Source organism: Planococcus kocurii (genome assembly GCF_001465835.2).
Lineage (GTDB): Bacteria > Bacillota > Bacilli > Bacillales_A > Planococcaceae > Planococcus > Planococcus kocurii.
This window is the reverse complement of record NZ_CP013661.2, coordinates 2,874,042-2,892,605: the sequence shown is the minus strand read 5'-3', so window position 1 is coordinate 2,892,605 and position 18,564 is coordinate 2,874,042. Positions and strand designations below refer to the sequence as shown.

General features: G+C 41.1%; 15 protein-coding genes. 1 reads left to right on the top strand and 14 read right to left on the bottom strand.

What is annotated here, in order from left to right; translation table 11 throughout:
- Positions 1-9 precede the first annotated feature (9 nt).
- The 14 genes from AUO94_RS14005 to fadH all read right to left on the bottom strand — a co-directional run bounded on the left by AUO94_RS14005 (position 10) and on the right by fadH (position 17,844).
- Positions 10-2,583, bottom strand: a complete 2,574-nt coding sequence (locus AUO94_RS14005; protein WP_058384805.1) for a VWA domain-containing protein — start codon at positions 2,581-2,583, stop codon at positions 10-12.
- Complete coding sequence (locus tag AUO94_RS14000; protein ID WP_058384804.1) at positions 2,564-4,297, bottom strand: vWA domain-containing protein; 1,734 nt, start codon at positions 4,295-4,297, stop codon at positions 2,564-2,566. The genes AUO94_RS14005 and AUO94_RS14000 overlap by 20 nt, the downstream gene beginning before the upstream one ends.
- A gap of 11 nt (positions 4,298-4,308) precedes the next feature.
- Positions 4,309-5,169 carry a DUF58 domain-containing protein gene (locus tag AUO94_RS13995; RefSeq protein WP_058384803.1) on the bottom strand — a complete coding sequence of 287 codons (861 nt, stop codon included), beginning with the start codon at positions 5,167-5,169 and terminating at the stop codon, positions 4,309-4,311.
- Positions 5,166-6,158 carry an AAA family ATPase gene (locus tag AUO94_RS13990; RefSeq protein ID WP_058384802.1) on the bottom strand — a complete coding sequence of 331 codons (993 nt, stop codon included), beginning with the start codon at positions 6,156-6,158 and terminating at the stop codon, positions 5,166-5,168. The genes AUO94_RS13995 and AUO94_RS13990 overlap by 4 nt, the downstream gene beginning before the upstream one ends.
- A gap of 15 nt (positions 6,159-6,173) precedes the next feature.
- On the bottom strand, positions 6,174-7,598 hold the full coding sequence (locus AUO94_RS13985; protein ID WP_058384801.1) for a hypothetical protein: 1,425 nt from the start codon (positions 7,596-7,598) through the stop codon (positions 6,174-6,176).
- Positions 7,599-7,610: 12 nt separating this feature from the next.
- Positions 7,611-8,453: an ABC transporter permease gene (locus tag AUO94_RS13980; RefSeq protein ID WP_058384800.1), complete on the bottom strand. Its 843-nt coding sequence runs from the start codon at positions 8,451-8,453 to the stop codon at positions 7,611-7,613.
- Positions 8,450-9,385, bottom strand: coding sequence for an ABC transporter ATP-binding protein (locus tag AUO94_RS13975; RefSeq protein ID WP_058384799.1), 936 nt, complete (start codon positions 9,383-9,385; stop codon positions 8,450-8,452). The genes AUO94_RS13980 and AUO94_RS13975 overlap by 4 nt, the downstream gene beginning before the upstream one ends.
- A complete protein-coding gene (locus tag AUO94_RS13970; protein WP_058384798.1) occupies positions 9,382-11,739 on the bottom strand; it encodes a hypothetical protein in 2,358 nt (785 codons plus the stop codon). Before AUO94_RS13970 ends, AUO94_RS13975 begins: the two co-directional genes overlap by 4 nt.
- A 385-nt stretch (positions 11,740-12,124) precedes the next feature.
- On the bottom strand, positions 12,125-13,240 hold the full coding sequence (locus AUO94_RS13965) for an N-acetyldiaminopimelate deacetylase (protein WP_058384797.1): 1,116 nt from the start codon (positions 13,238-13,240) through the stop codon (positions 12,125-12,127).
- 12 nt (positions 13,241-13,252) lie between these two features.
- Positions 13,253-13,966 (bottom strand): 2,3,4,5-tetrahydropyridine-2,6-dicarboxylate N-acetyltransferase, encoded by a 714-nt coding sequence (gene dapD, locus AUO94_RS13960; RefSeq protein ID WP_058384796.1) that lies wholly within the window; start codon positions 13,964-13,966, stop codon positions 13,253-13,255.
- A 67-nt stretch (positions 13,967-14,033) separates the two neighbouring features.
- A complete protein-coding gene (locus AUO94_RS13955; protein WP_418055000.1) occupies positions 14,034-14,861 on the bottom strand; it encodes a transcriptional regulator CcpC in 828 nt (275 codons plus the stop codon).
- Between the two features lie 37 nt (positions 14,862-14,898).
- The gene (locus tag AUO94_RS13950) at positions 14,899-16,377 is read right to left on the bottom strand and encodes an MFS transporter (protein ID WP_058384794.1); all 1,479 of its coding nucleotides are present in this window, start codon (positions 16,375-16,377) and stop codon (positions 14,899-14,901) included.
- Positions 16,378-16,530: 153 nt separating this feature from the next.
- Positions 16,531-16,974: a cyclic-di-AMP-binding protein CbpB gene (gene cbpB, locus AUO94_RS13945; protein ID WP_058384793.1), complete on the bottom strand. Its 444-nt coding sequence runs from the start codon at positions 16,972-16,974 to the stop codon at positions 16,531-16,533.
- Between the two features lie 102 nt (positions 16,975-17,076).
- Entirely contained in the window at positions 17,077-17,844 is a 768-nt protein-coding gene (gene fadH, locus AUO94_RS13940) for a 2,4-dienoyl-CoA reductase (protein WP_058384792.1), read from the bottom strand.
- A 225-nt stretch (positions 17,845-18,069) separates the two neighbouring features.
- Between fadH and AUO94_RS13935 the strand changes: the two genes are divergently transcribed.
- A complete protein-coding gene (locus AUO94_RS13935) occupies positions 18,070-18,531 on the top strand; it encodes a YkyB family protein (protein ID WP_058384791.1) in 462 nt (153 codons plus the stop codon).
- Positions 18,532-18,564 lie beyond the last annotated feature (33 nt).

The following is an 18,564-nucleotide window of genomic DNA, read 5'->3' as shown; positions in this document are numbered from 1 at the left end:
ACAAAAGTGTTATTTTTTACTTTTCGCTTTTATTAATTGATCAATTGCCATAGGCGAGGAATCTTTTTCTTTTGTAGCTTTTTTCTTAACTAGAGGTGCCGGTAGTCCGAAACGACGAAGCGTGATATCCGCAAAAAACAAGACCATTGCGATAAACAGGACAATCAGCTGAATCGACCGAATACTACCACTCTTGTACGACATATCTCGAAAAGCTACATCTAATGTCTCTAAAACCTGTCCACCTGTCCGTTTGGCCAATGTTGTTAGTAAAGACATGTTTGCCTCTGCCGGGTGGTATTCATCTCCATAAGGGATCGTCAGGCCTGTTTTATAGGCAGCTCCTGTTTCGTTACTCACGCTCAAAAATACTAATCCGGGTTCAGCATCGATTTTCACGTCTACTTTTCCAGGTGCTACCGGTTCCGTCTGCAGCGGAATCTCGTTGCCTTGCTCATCTACTGCCGCAATCGTTAAAATTGCCGAGCTATGAGTAGGATCCTCGACTGTGTAAACGCCTTGTTCTTTTCGTACCACTGAAAAAGGAATTTCTTCAAAACTAGGCTGTAATTCAGCTACAGTTTTATTCCAAAACTCTGGCCACTTCGACCAGCTCTGAAAATCACCGCTCCAGGCCCCGCTTCCGGATGTAAAAGCAACTGTTTTTCCAAGGCCATAATTCCAACTCGCGAGTACCGGATCTTGTTCTTCACTTTCGAGTGCCACCGTTGCTGTATTTTTCGCTGTCGTTGCAATATAGGTATTCAATTGCGGGACACCTTCTGCAAACAAATTATTCCATTTGCTGTCGTATACCACGGGATAAAATGGCTTATCCACAATGTATGTTCGTGACATCATGATCGTCTCACGGGATAAAATAGCGGGAATTGTCGTGGCATCCGTAACGTCGTAAAATCGCCCGCTACCTGTATTAGCTAGTTGCTCTAGTAAGTTTCGATCTGCATCTTGTCCAATGGAGACGGTCGATAAGGTAATATTATTGTCTTTTCCATTTTCGATTAACGCGTCATAATCATTGGATGTTGCCGATTGTCCATCTGTTAACAGGATAATGTGTTTACGCTGCAGTTTTAAATCTTCTAGTTCCATATAGGCTTGCTGCAACGAACGATAAATTTCAGTTCCGCCACCAGGTGTAATACTTAAAATTTTATCTACTGCATTTTCCGGATCTGCTACTTTAGCTGTCGGTAAGATTTCCCACGGTTTGTCATCAAATGCGATAACTCCTAATGTATCATCAGGACGCAACAATTCAACCGAACGAGCAGCTGCTTCTTTCGCTAGTTCCATTTTCATGCCCATCATACTTCCCGAACGGTCCATAACAATCATCAATCCCAGTGAAGGCAATTCATGCTTGCCTTTGACTTCCATTTCGACTGGCAATAACTGTTCAATTGGCGTTTTAAAATAGCCACCTAAGCCAAAGCTTTGATCGCCACCAACCATCATAAATCCAACACCAAATTGACGAACCGCTTGTTCAATAATCGTCATTTGTTGTTCTCCTACAGACGTTCCAGAGACATTATCAAAAATAATCGAATCGTAACGAAGGATGGCAGACAAACTACTCGGCAATTGATCCGCAGTTAGTTCCGTTACGCTTAAATTATTTGTATCCAATAAACGTGGAATTGGGCTTGGAACACCGCCATTGACGACTAACACTTCTGGGTTTCCAGAAACTTCTGTCATGCTAAACAATGAATTGTTTTCAAGGTACGCATCTTTCGCCGTTTCTAAACGGACTTCATACTTTTGAAGCCCTTCCGAATTGGCAGGATACGAATAGCTATAGACATTTTGACCTTCAACAACTTTGATTTCTTTCTTATCCAACTCTTTATCATTAGCAGAAAAAATAAGTTTAGCTGTTGATTCGGTACTTGAGTCAATGGCTACAGTAAACGTTTGCGATTCACCTAAAAATGCACGTGGAGGTGTTTCAAAGCGACTAATCGCCAGATCATTTTTAGCGATTTGTTCGACCGGCCAGATATCCACTTGAAGGCGCTCAGACTGAAGTCGATTTAAACTTTCAATAGCAGACGATTGTGTTTCATTGCCATCCGTTAAAATAACAAGTCGCGTCGCTAAGTTGGTATCTCCACTATTTGAAGCAAGTTCTAACGCTCGCGCGATATTGGTGTGGCTACTGTTTCCAACGGTTAGTTCTGCCGGTAAAGGTTGCGGATCGTTAGTCATTGGCAACAAGCTTTGGAAATCCTCTGCAAATGTATAGACCGCGATAGATTGATAATCTTTTTTGGCCTCTACTGCTTCTTCAATTGCCACGGTCATTGCTGTTTGCATTCCTTCAAGAGACGCAGAACGGTCCATAAGAAAAATAACTTGTTCTTCTTTTACAGGACTGAATAACGAAGGAGTTGCCAAAGCAACTATCAACAAGGTGACAGCCACGGTTCTTAAAACAAACACAGCCTTTATCACTTTAGAGCTAGCTGAAAAATGCTTGAGTGCAAACCAGCCAAAATAAAACAGTACCGGAATGAGTAACAACAGCCAGATGGGTTTATCGAGTTGTAATTCCACGACGATACACCTCCCATTCCAGAAGCACTAACAGTAAGACAATTCCTATAATAAATGGCACAAACGAAAAGCGGACGGTATCTTGTGCTGCTTTCGCCTGCCCCATTGCATAAGACGCCCCAGCAGAAAGCTCTTTTTCTTGAGAAGTTAACTGTACAATCATAGTCATGTCTTTTTCGTCACCCACCACTTGGTAAACACCCGGTTCATTAGGTGCCGCAAAAGGACCGTTCCCTTCAATATAGGAATGGCGATAAGCACCGTCTCGAAAAATTCCCCATTCTCCGGTTGGTGAAGCTAACGATACAGATCGGTGTTCGTTCGGTTGGAAAAAACCAAGAAATTCCGCATCGCCTGATAAACTTTCCATGGCGCTCCATAAAAACAAAGGGAAAGAAGGAGAAAGAGGCCAGTCGGTCAATTGAATATCTGTCAGCACGACAATATCTCCTTTTGGAGAAATTTGAATAAACGGATGGTCATCTATGGTGGCGATGGTTTCATAGTTTTCAAAAGATGGGTACAGTTGTGAAACATAAACTTCATCCAATGAGGCATATGTGAAAAGCGGATGCGGCTTTGTCTCAATTTGTCCGGTCACTTCAAACGGATTTTCATCATTTCGCCCAAACATTAAAATGGGTGTTGTTGCTTCTAGTAAGTCACGTTGATTCGTAACTATGGGTAATCCAGCGTCAGGCTGCAATTGAGTGGCTTCGGCTAAACTAACATCTAAAGCGAGTGAACGAAAACCACTTGCGATTAATTCATGCAAAGCCGAGTCAATGACAATTGCGTTAACTGGTGGGGCTAGATATGTTGCCATTGTGTTATCCGCCGCATAATCATCCGATACCTCTAGTTCTGCTTGCCATAGCTTATGATTTGGCAACGCTTCAAACGGAACGAGCAATTCTTCCGCCGCTTCGAGTTTTACTTCTACTGCTTTCTCGAAACTGCCAGACGATAAACGGACAGTAGCATTCATCGTTTTTTCGCTATTATTAACTACTTGAACTATACCTCTTATCCCATTGTCCGTTTCTGAAAGACCCAATTGGCGAATGGCTACATTAGTCAGTTTTTCTGAAAATCCATGAACTTGATAACTTTGTCCGGTTTTATTGGCAAGGATGGCACGGTCCAAGTAATCGGTAAAAATATGAATAATCGTTGAGTCATTAGTCGCGAGCGTATCCGCAAATAAAATCGTTTGCTCCATTTCGGCATTTTCGTAACTTACCGCTAATTCGTCAATTGCTTTTTCGACTCGCTCAACATTTTGCTCATTGCGAATGACCACTTCCGGGCTAACACCCGTCGTAACAATTGTCACAGGCTTACCTCCTGCTTGTGACGCCAATTTCTTCATTTGGACCTGCTGCTTTTCAAAATGCGTTGGAGAACCAGCTAGCATCGTTGCTGACGTATCGACAATAAATATAAAATCATTACCAGCTAATGTTTCCGATTCGCTGAAAGGCTCGATTAACGCCACTACACAAAAAATAAGAGCTACTAATTGAAGATAAAACAATAAATGATGCTGCAATTTTTTTAAATAAGGCGATGCTTGCAGCTCTTTCATTCGTTCTTGCCAAAATAACGTTGAAGAAACGCGCTGGTCTTTGTACTTTTTTCTAAAGAAATAATAGAGAATGACGGCTAGCGGCATAATTGCCGTCCAAATCATTCCCCAATTTGCTACTCCCATACCGCTTCACCTCACCCAATCCAATTTTTTCGTATCATTTGATGAAATAACACTTGCTCGATTCCGTCTTCTACGTGTACCGGCAAATAAGCAATACCATATGTGCGACAAAGAGATTCCAAGCCTTGACTGTGCAAGTCACTTTGCTTTTGGTAGGCACGAAGTGCTTCTTCTGTCACCGTCACACTCGTTACCTGCTGCGTCTCATCGTCGATAAAACGCAAATCACCTTTGTAAGACGGCAGCCGTTCATCTTGTGTAGTCAAATGAATAAATCGAATATCGTGCGCAAAAGCCGGAGCCTGTCTGAAAAACACCTGCCAATCCGTAAGTGGTTCTAGTCCATCGGATACAATGAATAATACCGTAGAATCTTTAGCAGCGTGAAAACTTGCCTGACTCGCAAATGACACGTTTTCAGGATTGGGCATAGTAGATACGAAATGTTCAAACAGCTTTTTTGCCGATTTCCCTTTTTTACGAAAAGGAATCAGTTGTTTTTGTCCAGCAGACACCGTCAAGCGGTCATCTCTTCCTAACACCATTAAACCGAGTGAAAACGCTAATTGCTTCGCAAACAGCCATTTATTGTCCATTGATTTTGAACTATCAAGTAAGATATGGATACGCATTTCTTGTTCATCTAGAAAACGTTTAATATAGATACGTTCAGTTCTTGCGTAAACGTTCCAGTCAATATGGCGTACATCATCTCCTGGATGGTATTCGCGAAAATCGGAAAAATCCAATGAACTACCAAAACGCATTGACCGGTGAGAACCTTTATGGTGTCCCTTGATTTTTGCTTTTGCTCCAATAGCATAGCGACTAAGACGTGAGCCCCAATCAGCTGGTAAATTTAATAACGTCATTTCAATACGCCTTTTCCTGCTGTACTTAGCACACTATCAATCAGTTCATCTACATTTTTACCCATTGCTTCTGCTTCATAATTTAATAACAAGCGGTGCCTCAGTACTGGTTTTGCCACATGTTTTAAATCGCCAATTGATACATGATACCGTCCTTCCATTAAAGCACGTGCTTTTGCTAAACGGATCAAACTTTGCAGACCACGAGGACCGCTACCGTATTGAACAAATTGCTGGATTTCTTGATGTTCTGAATGCTCTGGATGCGTATTTTGAATGATATCGACAGCCACCATTAAAATGTCTTCTGCTATCAACACTTCTTTCACCATATCTTGTGCATCAATTAAGCTGGCTGTATTCATTTTTTTACTAAGAAGAATTAGTTGAGATCCCGTTGTTCTGCGGCTAATTTCCGCAAGCTCCTCGCGACTTGGGTAAGCAACCAGAATTTTACAAAGAAAACGGTCCATTTGTGCTTCAGGTAACGGATACGTCCCTTCCATTTCAATAGGATTTTGTGTTGCCAAAACGAAAAACGGTCGCGCCATTTTTTTCGTATCACCAAGTATGGTCACTGTCTTTTCACCCATTGCCTCTAGCAGCGCACTTTGTGTTTTCGGTGTAGCACGGTTAATTTCATCTGCAAGTACCATTTGGTGAAAAATCGGACCTTCTCGAAAAGTAAATTGTTGGCGTCCTTCTGCATCTCGTTCAATAAGACTCGTCCCAGTAATATCCGAAGGCATCAAATCGGGTGTAAACTGAATTCTGGAAAACGACAAATCGAGCACATCTGAAATGGTCCGAATCAACATTGTTTTACCAAGACCGGGCAAGCCTTCTAGTAAGGCATGACCATCCGCTAGAATAGCGTACAAAGAAAACTCAACCGCGCTTTCTTGTCCGACGATAAACCGTCCAATTTCGGATTTGACTTGTTGAAGCAATTGGCTCATTTCTGTAAATTGATCGGTCGTGTATGTCATAAAAAGCCCTCTTTTCTATTTGTCGGATTCAATATCTGTAAAGTATTGTTCTACAATGGTTTGTAAATCAGCTGGCAGTTGGAGACGATCTGCACTTGAGAAATATGAAGTTGAATAATCTCCCACTACGTCCGCATAAGGCTGGACCGTTCCTTTAGTTGCAGGAACAGCACCATATTGTTCGCCGGCCGCTTGTCCTTCTCCCACTTTTCCGCTATCGACTGATGTGTCACTTTGACCTCCAATTCGAGAAGGTACAGTTAACAAATCTCGGCTTCCTTGACCTTTACCAGCTCCGCTGCCTTGCCCTTGTCCTTGCCCTTGTCCTTGTCCTTGTCCTTGCCCTTGTCCTTGTCCTTGTCCTTGTCCTTGTCCTTGTCCTTGTCCTTGTCCTTGTCCTTGCCCTTGTCCTTGTCCTTGCCCTTGTTCTTGTTCTTGGTTTTGTGATTGGCTACTTTCTGACTCTCCAGCTGTTTTAGTAGTTTCACTTTCTTCGTTTTCTGATGCTTGCCCACTAGAACTAGATTCACTAGATTTCCCTTCTGCGTCAGAAGATTTGCCTTCAGAAGAATCATTTTCTTTGCTACTAGTTGATTGTTCTCGCTTGGCTATAGTTTGTTGTAATGGAAATGCTACAGGTTTTCCCATATTACTCAAAGCTGTTTGTGTGTTTCCGGCCTTCTCAGCTAATTGCCCAGCAGCTTTTTCAATATCTTCGCTAATTTCTTTAGCATCCGGGTTTTTGCCTTTTGCCAGCTGGCGTTTTTTCAAATCTAATTCTTTTTGTTTTTTGACGATTTCTTTTAATATAGCTTCTGGATTTTCTTTATCTTTGATTGTTGCTTGTAATGCATCCAATTCTTTTTTAACCACTTTTGTTTCTGCTTGCTTTTTTATCTCATTAATTTCTTTCTTAATATCTTCTACCAATTCAAGTTCTTTTTCCACATCATTTGCCTGATTTTGCAAATTACTAGGAAACACTAAAAGCAAGACCATACACGTCGCACTAACGACCGCTCCGATTAACCACTTAGGACGTAGCCATACTTTGCGTTCTTTGCGGAATAGTCGGTAGCTATACGGAATGATTTTGGCTGTTTCACGAGATAATTCTTTAGTTAATGTGTTTTGTTCTGTTAGCTTCCACACGGTTAGCAACTGATTATGAGGTGTAAAACGGTCCAATTCTTGCACCGCTTGTTGCACGTTAGGTAAGCCTTTACTAGACAACACAATCAAACTTATCACGATAGCAACTCCTGCTACATATGCATAAAATTCATAATAAGGAAGCACGAACAACCGTGATACTAACAGCAATACTGTAGCTAAAGTCAGACCTACAAATAATGCAAACTGAAAAACACGGCTGATATGAAGCATTTTTAACAGCCGCTCAACTTTTTTAACATAGCTGCGTATATCACGATTGTTCATGAAAGTCCCTCCTTATTTGTATTTATTCATATTGACGCGCAGCTTTTTGACAGCCAATAAAAGACAGCCGGCTGATACCAAAACATAGAAAATGGCATAACCAATCCACAGAGGAATGGGGACCATCGTTAAGCTTTGCAATTGCTCTTCCATTGAGGGCTGCAGCAAAGTTAGCAACACTGCCGGCGGGTTAATGGTAGCCCAAAAATGAGCCATTGGTGAGATTGAAGACACCGCCGAACCCATTTGAGAAACTTGAACCGAAATCAGTAAGAAAAAGGCGGTAACACCAGCGATGAAAATCATGGCTCCGTATGTTGCGATAATGGCAACAATGGTTTTTCGAATCAAGGTCGATAGCATGACACCTATACTAGCAATTGCCAGTAAGGTCAGCATATAAAACAAGAAAATATAAAATAACTGACTGGGCGAAACGCCCCCGTATAAAAACACTAAACTGTATATTGGTAACCCCGACACAATCATCAACAACAAAAAGGCGATGGATGATGTCATTTTCCCAAAAATAATTTGGAAAGAAGTTTGCGAAGTTGTCAGTAAAATATTCAAGGTCTGTTTTTCACGTTCTGTACTAATGGTCCCAGCTGTTAATGCTGGCGTAATGAATAAAATCAATCCTAATTGAATATACGTCATGATGCTAAATAACATAAAACTTTCATCCGGACGAAAAAAACCATTACCTGTTAAGGATGTAGCTAGAAAGATGAAACCGAAAACAAAGACGCTCATCGCAATTAAATAAAACAAAATCCCGGTAAAGCTTTTTAAGTTACGAAAGCGCAATTTAAGTTCTTTCACTAGTACGGGATTGCCAAAAAGGGTTTTCATCCGATTTCCACTCCTTTTGTAATCGCCATAAAGACATCTTCCAAATCCGTCTCTTCTTCTGAGAACGATAAAATCGGCAGTTTTTGGTGGATAGCTCGTTGCAACAACTGCAGTTGATCTTCATCTGTTCCTCTGTAGAAAAATTGAATGCTATTTTTGTCTTGTTGTACTTCTATTTGAGAAACAAACGGATCCATTTCAAAAAATGCAATGACTGATTGCATATCGCCCACTAGTTTGACACGAAGTACTTTTTCACTTTGAAGTTGCGCTTGAATGTCAGCTACAGAACCTTGTGCAATCAATTTTCCGTTATCAATGACGCCAATGCTATCGCACATTTCAGCAAGTTCTGGAAGAATATGAGAAGAAATTAAGATCGTTTTGCCCATAGCTTTTAACTCTCGTAAGATATCTCTCATTTCTACACGTGCACGTGGATCTAGTCCTGAAGCAGGTTCGTCTAATATTAAGATGTTCGGATCATGAATCAGCGCCCGCGCTAAACAAAGCCGCTGTTTCATGCCGCGAGACAATAAGTCGACGTAGTCATAACGCTTATGTTCTAAATTAACCAGTTCCAAAAGCTTCGGGATTAACACAGCGCGTTCTTTTGGCTTGATCCCATAACTAGCACCGTAAAAATCTAAATATTCATCTGTTTTTAGTTGGTCATAAACACCAAAGAAATCGGGCATATAACCAATTTGATTGCGCACTTCTTGAGGGTTTTTCGTCACACTTATTCCATTAATAAAGGCATCACCAGCTGTTGGTTGAAGAAGCGTAGCCAAAATTGAAAAGGTGGTTGATTTACCCGCCCCGTTTGCACCTACAAAGCCGAAAACTGTACTGTCTTCTACTACTAAATTTAAATCTTGTAAGGCATAAAAAGACCCATATTTTTTTGTTAATCCAATTGTTTCAATCACGGAGCAATCACTCCTTTCAATTTGACTTTCGGCACAACCACTTCAGGGTTGCTCGAACTTTCGGTAACTTTCAACTTTAGTTTGATGGCGCCTTCTGGACCGATATATTGTTTTGCTTTTTCAGCAAACTTTGGGTTAGTCTCTGTAATTTCTTCGTAACTTCCGCTGTCCACATTGAATAGGCTGACAGTAACGTTTTGTCCTGTTTTAGTAAGTGCTAATTCAGTCCATGTTGATTTTTTTAACTCAATTTCTTCTGGTAAAGTATAGGTCAGGTCAAATTCACCAGGTTCAAAATAATAGAGATACGGATCATTTGAGACATTTTCAAAAAAACCTGTATTATTGGCTGCCACAAGATCTAACGTCAAGGCATCTACATTTAATGTGATATCGCCTTCCAATGTTAATTGCGGTTTAAAACTTTGTGCAATCAGGTGGACAGATTCTACAGATGCTCGTTGATTTTCAAGTGTGATTGGCACAATCGCATCTTTCGTATAAGCGATTACGTAAGGCGATTTACCGTTTTTAGATAATTGTTCGAAAGATGTGGATAGTAAAGTTTGACGACGCGCTTTTTCCAACTCTTTTACATTTGCTACTGGCTGATAGGCATAGGATTGTCCGACAGGCGCAGCCGGTGACAAGATCGCTGATTGAACGGTTTCATTAACTTTCAAGGTTTCACCAGGATTGAGCTTACCGACATCCATAAGACGTGTACCTGTCCAAATTGAAATCTCTTCAACCGTAAACGGAAAGTTATTCTGAATAGTTCCCGTAATTTTTTCGTCAGCTACAGTTAAATCGATAGCGAAGTCACCACTATCTTCTATATAGGATTGTCCCATAATCGATTGTACAGACCAGTAACGCATATCTCGCAAAGTCATTTGACTATTGGTTGCACCTCTTTCCAACATTGCCGAAAGATAAGGCTCTGTTGAAGAAAATTCATTAGCTATGCGACTAGTCATTGTAGTAGAAGCAGGCGCTGTAAACTGGTAGTTGCCACCGCGGTTTGACAATAATGAATTAACGTAATAACCTTTTAATCCACTATCCGCGTCTACTTCAAAAAAGCCAGTTTGTTGAATTTGTGGATTACCAATTCGGTCTTTTGCACCAAAAGCGAATAATCCAATAGAAGTTAATACAGCAACTGCTGGAATGATAACCCAGGCATATTCTCGTTTGTCTTTTTTCTTCAGTACAATATAGAGTACTGGGACAATCAATAAAATATAGAGCAATACAATCGCCAATATAAATGGTTTTGACACTTCAAAGCTTTCAAACAACTCGTTAACACTTCCTACTTCATAGGTCATATAATCGAGTATGGATTGTCCACCCATTGAGTTAGAGTTTGTAGCAACTGCTGGAAAAAAACTCGACATCATTTGGCTGTAGCCTTTTTGTGTGGAAACCGTTTCGTCTCCAAGCGAAAAACTCATTTGTGTCAAACTACCCGAGCCAACTGATTGTGTGGCAGCAAAAACTTGACCGTCTTTTTGCAGCTTAGCTGTCGCCCCTTCTTTGACTGTTGCTTGAAAAACAGGAACTGCTGTTTCTAATCCTGGAACTTTCACATCGGTCACATCGGCTAATTCCAAAGGCAGGTATTCGCTCAAATTGCCAAGTTCTGCTTGTAGGTTAGTTGTGGATCCTGTAACAACGTGTCCACCTTGTTGAATCCATTGTAAAACTGCTTTTTGGGTAGATGCCGGTAAATCACTATAAGCAAACTCATCAATGACCAAATAATCGATCATGTCCCATGCCTGCACTTCAGTCGGTAATGTAAATTCTTTTAGTTGATTGAGGTGAAACACTTCGATTCCTTCACTTGTTGGAACGTTCAATTGCTTTAAAGGGGATAAACGATCTGGATTATCTGTTAACGTCGCTACAAATAATGACATTGGTGTATAGTAAGATGGCTGTATCGTTTTCTTGCCTTTAAACTTAATGGACTTTCCTTTTTCCCAACCACCTTCAAACAAGAAGATACTTTGGTCGCTCGGTGCCCCGGAGTAATACATATCAGATAATCCGGATGAAGCGATTTGCAGCGTTTTGCTTTCGCCTTCTGCAAGATCTATTGGCAAGGCCATACCAGCTCCGAGGTTATACGTCTCTGAAAAACTGAGTACCAAATCTCCAGAAAATGCTGATCCTTCATTGGTTACTGTGAACTGAAGAGGCAACCCTTTTTCATACTTTACTTTATTTTGAAAACCAGCACTCGAATCAATAGTGATTTGTGGCGCTGCTAAAGAAGGTTGTGGCATAGTAAACAAACTCATGAATAATGCGAAAACAAAAAATGCCAGCAAGCGTTTATGCATGATAATCCCCCTTTTACTCGTCTCCTTATTAGTACGCTAGTAAATTAAATTAGTTCCATCTTCTCACAATTAATTCTAAATAATTTGAATCAAAAATTCTTGCTGATGATATCCTAGTAAACAAGCTTCTCGTTGAATAAGAAAGTGTTGTCTATATCTCTATTGTTAACTAGAAGATATTGAGCAAAGCAATGGAGACTCCTGCTAGCTCTTTTCAACTGGTGCGACGTCCTGTAGCCCCAGTTGTATGACTCACACCCTATGAACCCAAAAGCACAGCTGTTTTGCGGAATATCGTCAAGTGGCAATCATTAGTTCAATCTATATCGTTCTATTTATTTAATTTTCCTGATACAAAAAAGCAGACAGCCTGAGCTGTCTGCTTTTAACTTTTTAAAAAGAAGCCATGTAGAAAATCTGGCATCAACTCAAGAACTTGTTCATCAGGATTCAATTTTGAGTGATGCAGTCCATACGCTGACGAAACACCTGCCCAAAACATAACCCCTGGAATTTGTTCGGTAAAGTAACCAAAATCTTCACCAGTCATCGCGGCATCGCTCTGCATTGCTTGGATGCCTTTAACCTGGCTGGCGTAGCGCAAGAAATTTTCTGCTAAAGTCTCATCATTTTTAACTTCAAGGTAACTCGAACCGTAATCAATGTGGACTTGGCAATTATTTGCTTGTTCAACCGCTCGGCAAATTGCTTCAATACGCTGTTTAACTTGGCTCATCGATTCACTAGTAAGTGTGCGAATTGTACCTTCTAGCCGTGCATGTTCCGCAATAATGTTCTGTACCGTTCCAGCGCTTAACTTGCCAATGGTGAGCACGGCCGAATCCATCGGGTTCACATTGCGACTGACCACGGTTTGGAGCTGCATCAGCATAGAAGCGGCTGCAATCGCCATGTCTTCTGTCAAATGAGGAAAAGCCGCATGTCCGCCTTTACCATGAAGATCGATAAACAGTTCTGATGTATTGGCAAACAATAATCCAGATCGTGTACCAACAGTACCAACCGGCAGCTCTGGTGCAATGTGCAAAGCATAAATACAATCAGGTAGAAAATCCGGCTTGTCGGTTTTCAGCCATTCCCGAAAAGGCAAGGCGCCTCCAGGTCCTTCTTCAGCTGGTTGAAACAAAATGACAACATCGTCTTGAATGGGTTCATCAATTAGCTTGTGCAACAACCCGATTGCAATGGTCATATGAATATCATGACCACATGCATGCATAAATCCTGGATGCTGGGATTGGAATTCCAATTCGGTTTCTTCCATAATCGCCAAAGCATCCATGTCTGTTCGCCAACCAATCAGTTTTGTCGGGTTATCACCACGTACTTTAACTGCAAGACCTGTCCGCCATTTTACAAGTTCAATACGTTCTTGAGGAAACTGAGAAATGATGTCCATTAAATAAGCTTGTGTTTTTACTTCTTGAAAACCAATTTCCGGAATCTGATGCAATGCTCTCCTAATTCTCACTAATTCCATTGGGTTCACCGATTATAGCTGTCTTAGTTCGTGTTTGATTTCTGTTTTTGAACGAGTCTTTTCGTCCATTAATTTCAATACGCGCGCTGGTGTGCCGCCCACTACGGAGTTTTCAGGCACATCTTCGATGACGATTGCGCCCGCTGCGACAACTGCACCTTTACCAATCCGAACGCCTTCGAGAACCACTGCGTTGGCGCCGATCATAACATCGTCTTCGACGATAACAGGAGTTGCTGATGCCGGTTCGATAACGCCGGCTAGTACTGCTCCAGCACCGATGTGGCAGTTTTTGCCAACTGTCGCCCGACCGCCCATAATTACGCCCATATCGATCATTGTACCATCGCCAATAACAGCACCAATATTAATTACAGCACCCATCATAATGATACAATTGTTTCCGATTTCTACATTTTCACGGATAAATGCACCGGGTTCAATGCGGCTATTGATGTTTTTCATATCTAATAGTGGTATCGCTGAATTTCTACGATCGTTTTCCACTACAGAATCTTCGATGAGCGCAGCATTTGCTTCTAGTGCCGTTTGAATATCTGCCCATTCGCCGAATACAGTTACTGAATTGCCTTGTCCGAAAACTTTGGACTCTGTGCCATAATCCAAATCAGCAACGCCTTGACCTTTTATGTACGCTTTTACGGGTGTCGCTTTTTTTGCATTTTGTATGTACGAGATTATTTCAGTTGCATCCATCTGTTTCATCAATAAAACCTCTTTCTATTAAGTGATGTTGTTATTATATCTGATTTAGCATAAAAATTCATCCACTTCATCTTAATAAAGCGGCATGTTTTTCAACGATATCAACAAATGCTTCTACTTGGCGCAACTGAAAAGCAGATTCGTATCCAATAAGCCATGTATCTCGTGTTAACTCTAACTCTTCTTCATTGTTAGTCAATGGCATCATATGAACTTCCTCAGTTCCTGTCAGCGTAATTGATGGCAAGATCGCATAGCCAATTCCGTTAACGGCCATTTGCTTACATGTTTCAATCTGATCAACCGTAATTTGTCGTTTCGGATTTGAAGCAAAATGTTTTTGCCACCATTGTTGAATTTCTTCATAGTAAGTAGAATCACTTTTAAACTGGATAAACGGCCGATCGGTTTGAAGAAGTTCCTCAAGTGAGCGAATTTCTTTGTCTACCAGATACAAAGTATCTTTGAACAAATGCAACTTCGGTCCTTTCCAATCTGTATGGCCGCGAACAATCCCAATATGAGCTTCGCCGTCGTATAACGCACGAACTATTTCTGAACTCCATCCTGTAATCAACTGAATTTTCGCTTCTGGATAAAGTGTCACAAAGTCCTTTAATACTTTTGGCAACCAATTTTGTCCAATAATCGTAGCACAGGCAATTTTTAACGTGCCGTGTACTTTGGAAGTTAACGTATGCAGGACTTCGAACACTTCTTCTTTTCGCTGTATGGTTTCATTGGCATATTGAATGACCAGTTCTCCGGCAGGTGTAGGCGATAATCCTTTTTGCGAACGAATAAATAATTGTTGGCCCCAGTCTTTTTCAATAGACTGCAACCGCTGCGATAAGGCTGGCTGTGATAAAAACAGACGCTCTGCAGCTTTTCTCATATTGCCTTCTTCTGCCAATATCTTAATGATTAACTCTTCATTTGACACGACTTTTCACTCCTTTTTTCCCACGAAGCCCAAAGATCAAAATAAAACTAAGCAATGCGAAAAATGCAGTGACTAAATAGACATGTTGAAGCGATTCAGCTAATGCTTGTTGTAAAAATCTCAATGACTCTACTTGAATTCCTGCGCGAGCATCTGCACTAAGCAAATCATTGATAGCGCTTAAAGAATAGTTTTGACCACTGTCAGCGAAATAACGCAGTAATGAACTGTTGAGAATACTACCTAGCAATGCGACACCAATTGTACTACCCAAGTTCCGCATGAACATGTTTGAAGCAGTGGCAGAACCACGCTGTTCATAAGATACGGCAGCCTGAATTGCAACGATAAACACGGTACTAGTTAAGCCCATGCCAAGACCAATGGAAAAACTCGACATGGCCGCCCATAAAGGACCGAATCCAGGTTGCATCAAAACAAACAACAAAGATCCTATTAGTAAAAAAGCACCACCAGCAATAGATGTTTTAAAATACCCGATTTTCAGCAAGAGTCTTCCCGAGAAAAAAGCAGCTAATGGCCACCCGACTGACATAGCTGTTAACGTGAAGCCTGCAATCGCGGCAGGTTGTTCCATGACACCCGTTACATATGTTGGCAAGTAACTAGAAATTGCTATTAAAATAACACCATTTGTCAAAGAAACCAAGTTGGCATAAAAAATAGTTTTATTGCGCCAAATCTCAAAAGGCATCATCGGATCGACGGCTTTTCGCTCTGCCCATATGAATAACACAAAAAACAAGATACTGGCAGTTAGTAAAATCAGCGATTTCGTAGAAAACCAATCAAATGATACGCCGCCTTCAACTAACAGATACAACATAGTCGATAAAGCAGCTGTCAATAAAGCAGCCCCTTTATAGTCAATTACCGGTTTCTTCGTATTGACTGGCTCTTTTAAAAACAACAGAACACCGAGCAACGAAATAATCCCAAGAGGCAAATTGATCCAGAAGACGTATTCCCAACCAATCGTGACGACGAGAATCCCTCCAATTGCAGGACCCGTAACTGCCGAAATTCCCCAGACACTTGATAGGTAACCTTGGATTTTAGCCCGTTCTTCTCTAGAGTAGATGTCTCCGACAATCGTCGTGGCGATTGGCATAACGGCACCTGCACCCATTCCTTGGATAAATCGGTAAAAAATAAGTTCATCTATTGAATTGGCCAACCCACATAATAAAGAACCGAGTAAAAACAAAAGCATGCCGACAGCAAATATACGTTTACGTCCGAATATGTCGGATAGTTTACCGTAGAGTAACACGGTTACAGTACTCATCAACAAATAGGCTGAGAACACCCAACTATATTTTGAAAACCCACCTAGTTCAGCTGAGATGCTTGGCATGGCTGTCGAGACGATCGTCGCTTCGACAGCACTGACGAACATCGCGAGCATGACAGACGCTAAAACGAGTGGTTTTTTTGTTCCTTCCATTCAACAAACCTCTTTTCGATTAGCTATTAAAAAAGCGAAAGCGCCCGTTACGTCTACACGGGCGCTAAAGTTTTACAGCTAATATGAAACGCTAAAATTTAGCTTCCATCGTAAAAAAGGCCTCTATGACGAGACCTTTTCCAGTTACTGTGCTCATCTTTTCAATTGATAAATTTGTTTTTTTAGCTGCTTTAATACAACACGCCGCGTCAAAATCCCCATAAACATTTCTTCGTCGTCTACTACACATAGAAAGTTCTGGTTAATGACCATATCAAGCGCTTTTTGAAAACGTTCATTGACGTGGATCAAAGGCAAATCTTTTTCCATGATATCTTCCACGCGGATATCAGAAAGCCGCTCGTATTCTATATGATCCATTCCAAGAATTGCGTCAGTTATCCGTTGTGCATTGATTAAACCGCAAAAGCGGTATTTCGAATCCAATACCGGTATGGCTGAATAGCCTGTCTTCGTTAAGACGAGCAGTGCATGTTCGGCACTGTTCCCCATTTGAACATGCGCTACTTTCTCGGAAGAGATGATATAGTCTTCGATTGGTGTATCAAGAAAATCTTTGCTTGGCAATGAAATCATGTACTCTACTCCTTTTAAATCTCCTGTATTAGACGCTGTCTAGTTAGACTCATCATAACACATCAAGATTTCGGAAACTAATTAATTGTTGCGTGAACTTACTTAAAAAGGAAACTTATTCAGCCACTGCCCACCATCTAAGGTGACGATTTCCCCATTCATATAAGAAGCCTTATCTGACATGATAAAGGCGGCCAGTTCAGCCACTTCCTCGGGTTTTCCAAGTCTGCCAAGAGGAATTGACTCTAATGTCCGTTTAGCGGCTTTCTCAGATTCCCAAAGCTTGTCAGCTCCACCCGTTCGTTCAATCGGTCCAGGCGCAATACCGTTTACGCGAATACCGAACTGTGTACCCCATTCAACAGCAAGCGTCCGTGTCAACGACATCACGCCTGCTTTAGCTGCAGCTGAATGGGCAACTCCTGCTCCAGCATTCCAAGCATACGTTGCCAGCATATTTACAATGTTGCCTTTTGTACCGTTCTCAATCCAATAGTTTCCGACTGCATGCGAACAGAAAAAAGTTCCGTTCAAGACAATATCAATTACTGATTTCCAGCCATTTGGCGATAACTTTTCTGCATGAACAATAAAGTTTCCAGCAGCATTATTCACCAATCCGTCCACTCTGCCAAATTTTTCATGAGCGAATTTTACCATTGCTTTAGCATGTTCAGGTTCCCGTACATCCATTTGAAAAACTTCGACAGAACCGCGGTCTCCTGCAATCGCTTTCACAGCCTCGTTGAGTTTTTCCATATCGCGTCCTGTGATGACGACATTAGCTCCTTCTGAGGCAAATTTCTTAGCCATGTGCAGTCCCATACCACTTGAGCCACCTGTAACAATAATCGTTTGATCCGTAAACATGTAAACATCCCCTTTTGATTAAATTACAACGCATAAATCAGTGCTCTTTGTTTGCCCGCATTTCGTTAGCTAAACTGCAGACAGTTTCGATCACCTTAACTAAAGCATTCTACAAAGTCATTGATTTCCCCTTTTATTGCACATGGAGCTTTTGTATACAGTGCTTAATAATTTTGATATGATAAAGTCGAACTACTCACTATTTTGTAAGAAAGGAATGAGTTCATGCCAGTTACTAAATCAGATTCAGATATCGCGCAAGCCATTTTCACTGTTAACCGCCATGCAAAAACTGCTCCTGATAATCATTATTTGTATGCACTGAAGAAAGAAGCGTTAAATTTAATGATTGTACAACAACGTGCATTAAAAATTGGTTTACACTTCAGTAAAAACCCTCAGAAAAGTCAACAGCAATCTTCAGTCCTCGTAAAATGCGGCAATTATTATTTTCACATGCTTCCGAAAAAAGAAGACTTCTCGTCGCTCGAACATTTAGGCCACTTGGACGATACGTACCGCAATCCTCCTAGCCGAATGAACTTGAAAGTAGCGAAAGAAATTTTACGGATGCTGACTGGATTAGAACCGCAAAAAAAAGAAATGGTACGTTCTAACTTCACTAAATCCTATCAGCCAAGACAAGTTGACCGATTTTATTCACCTAAAAAATCCTATTTTGATTGATTTTTAAAAACTGGAAACCTGTAGAGGTTTCCA

Excerpts from the sequence above, each read along its gene's own strand:
- AUO94_RS14000 (WP_058384804.1), bottom strand. The coding sequence starts at position 4,297 with ATGGGAGTAGCAAATTGGGGAATGATTTGGACGGCAATTATGCCGCTA.
- AUO94_RS13995 (WP_058384803.1), bottom strand. The coding sequence starts at position 5,169 with ATGACGTTATTAAATTTACCAGCTGATTGGGGCTCACGTCTTAGTCGC.
- AUO94_RS13990 (WP_058384802.1), bottom strand. The coding sequence starts at position 6,158 with ATGACATACACGACCGATCAATTTACAGAAATGAGCCAATTGCTTCAA.
- AUO94_RS13985 (WP_058384801.1), bottom strand. The coding sequence starts at position 7,598 with ATGAACAATCGTGATATACGCAGCTATGTTAAAAAAGTTGAGCGGCTG.
- AUO94_RS13980 (WP_058384800.1), bottom strand. The coding sequence starts at position 8,453 with ATGAAAACCCTTTTTGGCAATCCCGTACTAGTGAAAGAACTTAAATTG.
- AUO94_RS13970 (WP_058384798.1), bottom strand. The coding sequence starts at position 11,739 with ATGCATAAACGCTTGCTGGCATTTTTTGTTTTCGCATTATTCATGAGT.
- AUO94_RS13965 (WP_058384797.1), bottom strand. The coding sequence starts at position 13,240 with ATGGAATTAGTGAGAATTAGGAGAGCATTGCATCAGATTCCGGAAATT.
- dapD (WP_058384796.1), bottom strand. The coding sequence starts at position 13,966 with ATGAAACAGATGGATGCAACTGAAATAATCTCGTACATACAAAATGCA.
- AUO94_RS13955 (WP_418055000.1), bottom strand. The coding sequence starts at position 14,861 with ATGAGAAAAGCTGCAGAGCGTCTGTTTTTATCACAGCCAGCCTTATCG.
- AUO94_RS13950 (WP_058384794.1), bottom strand. The coding sequence starts at position 16,377 with ATGGAAGGAACAAAAAAACCACTCGTTTTAGCGTCTGTCATGCTCGCG.
- cbpB (WP_058384793.1), bottom strand. The coding sequence starts at position 16,974 with ATGATTTCATTGCCAAGCAAAGATTTTCTTGATACACCAATCGAAGAC.
- fadH (WP_058384792.1), bottom strand. The coding sequence starts at position 17,844 with ATGTTTACGGATCAAACGATTATTGTTACAGGTGGCTCAAGTGGTATG.
- AUO94_RS13935 (WP_058384791.1), top strand. The coding sequence starts at position 18,070 with ATGCCAGTTACTAAATCAGATTCAGATATCGCGCAAGCCATTTTCACT.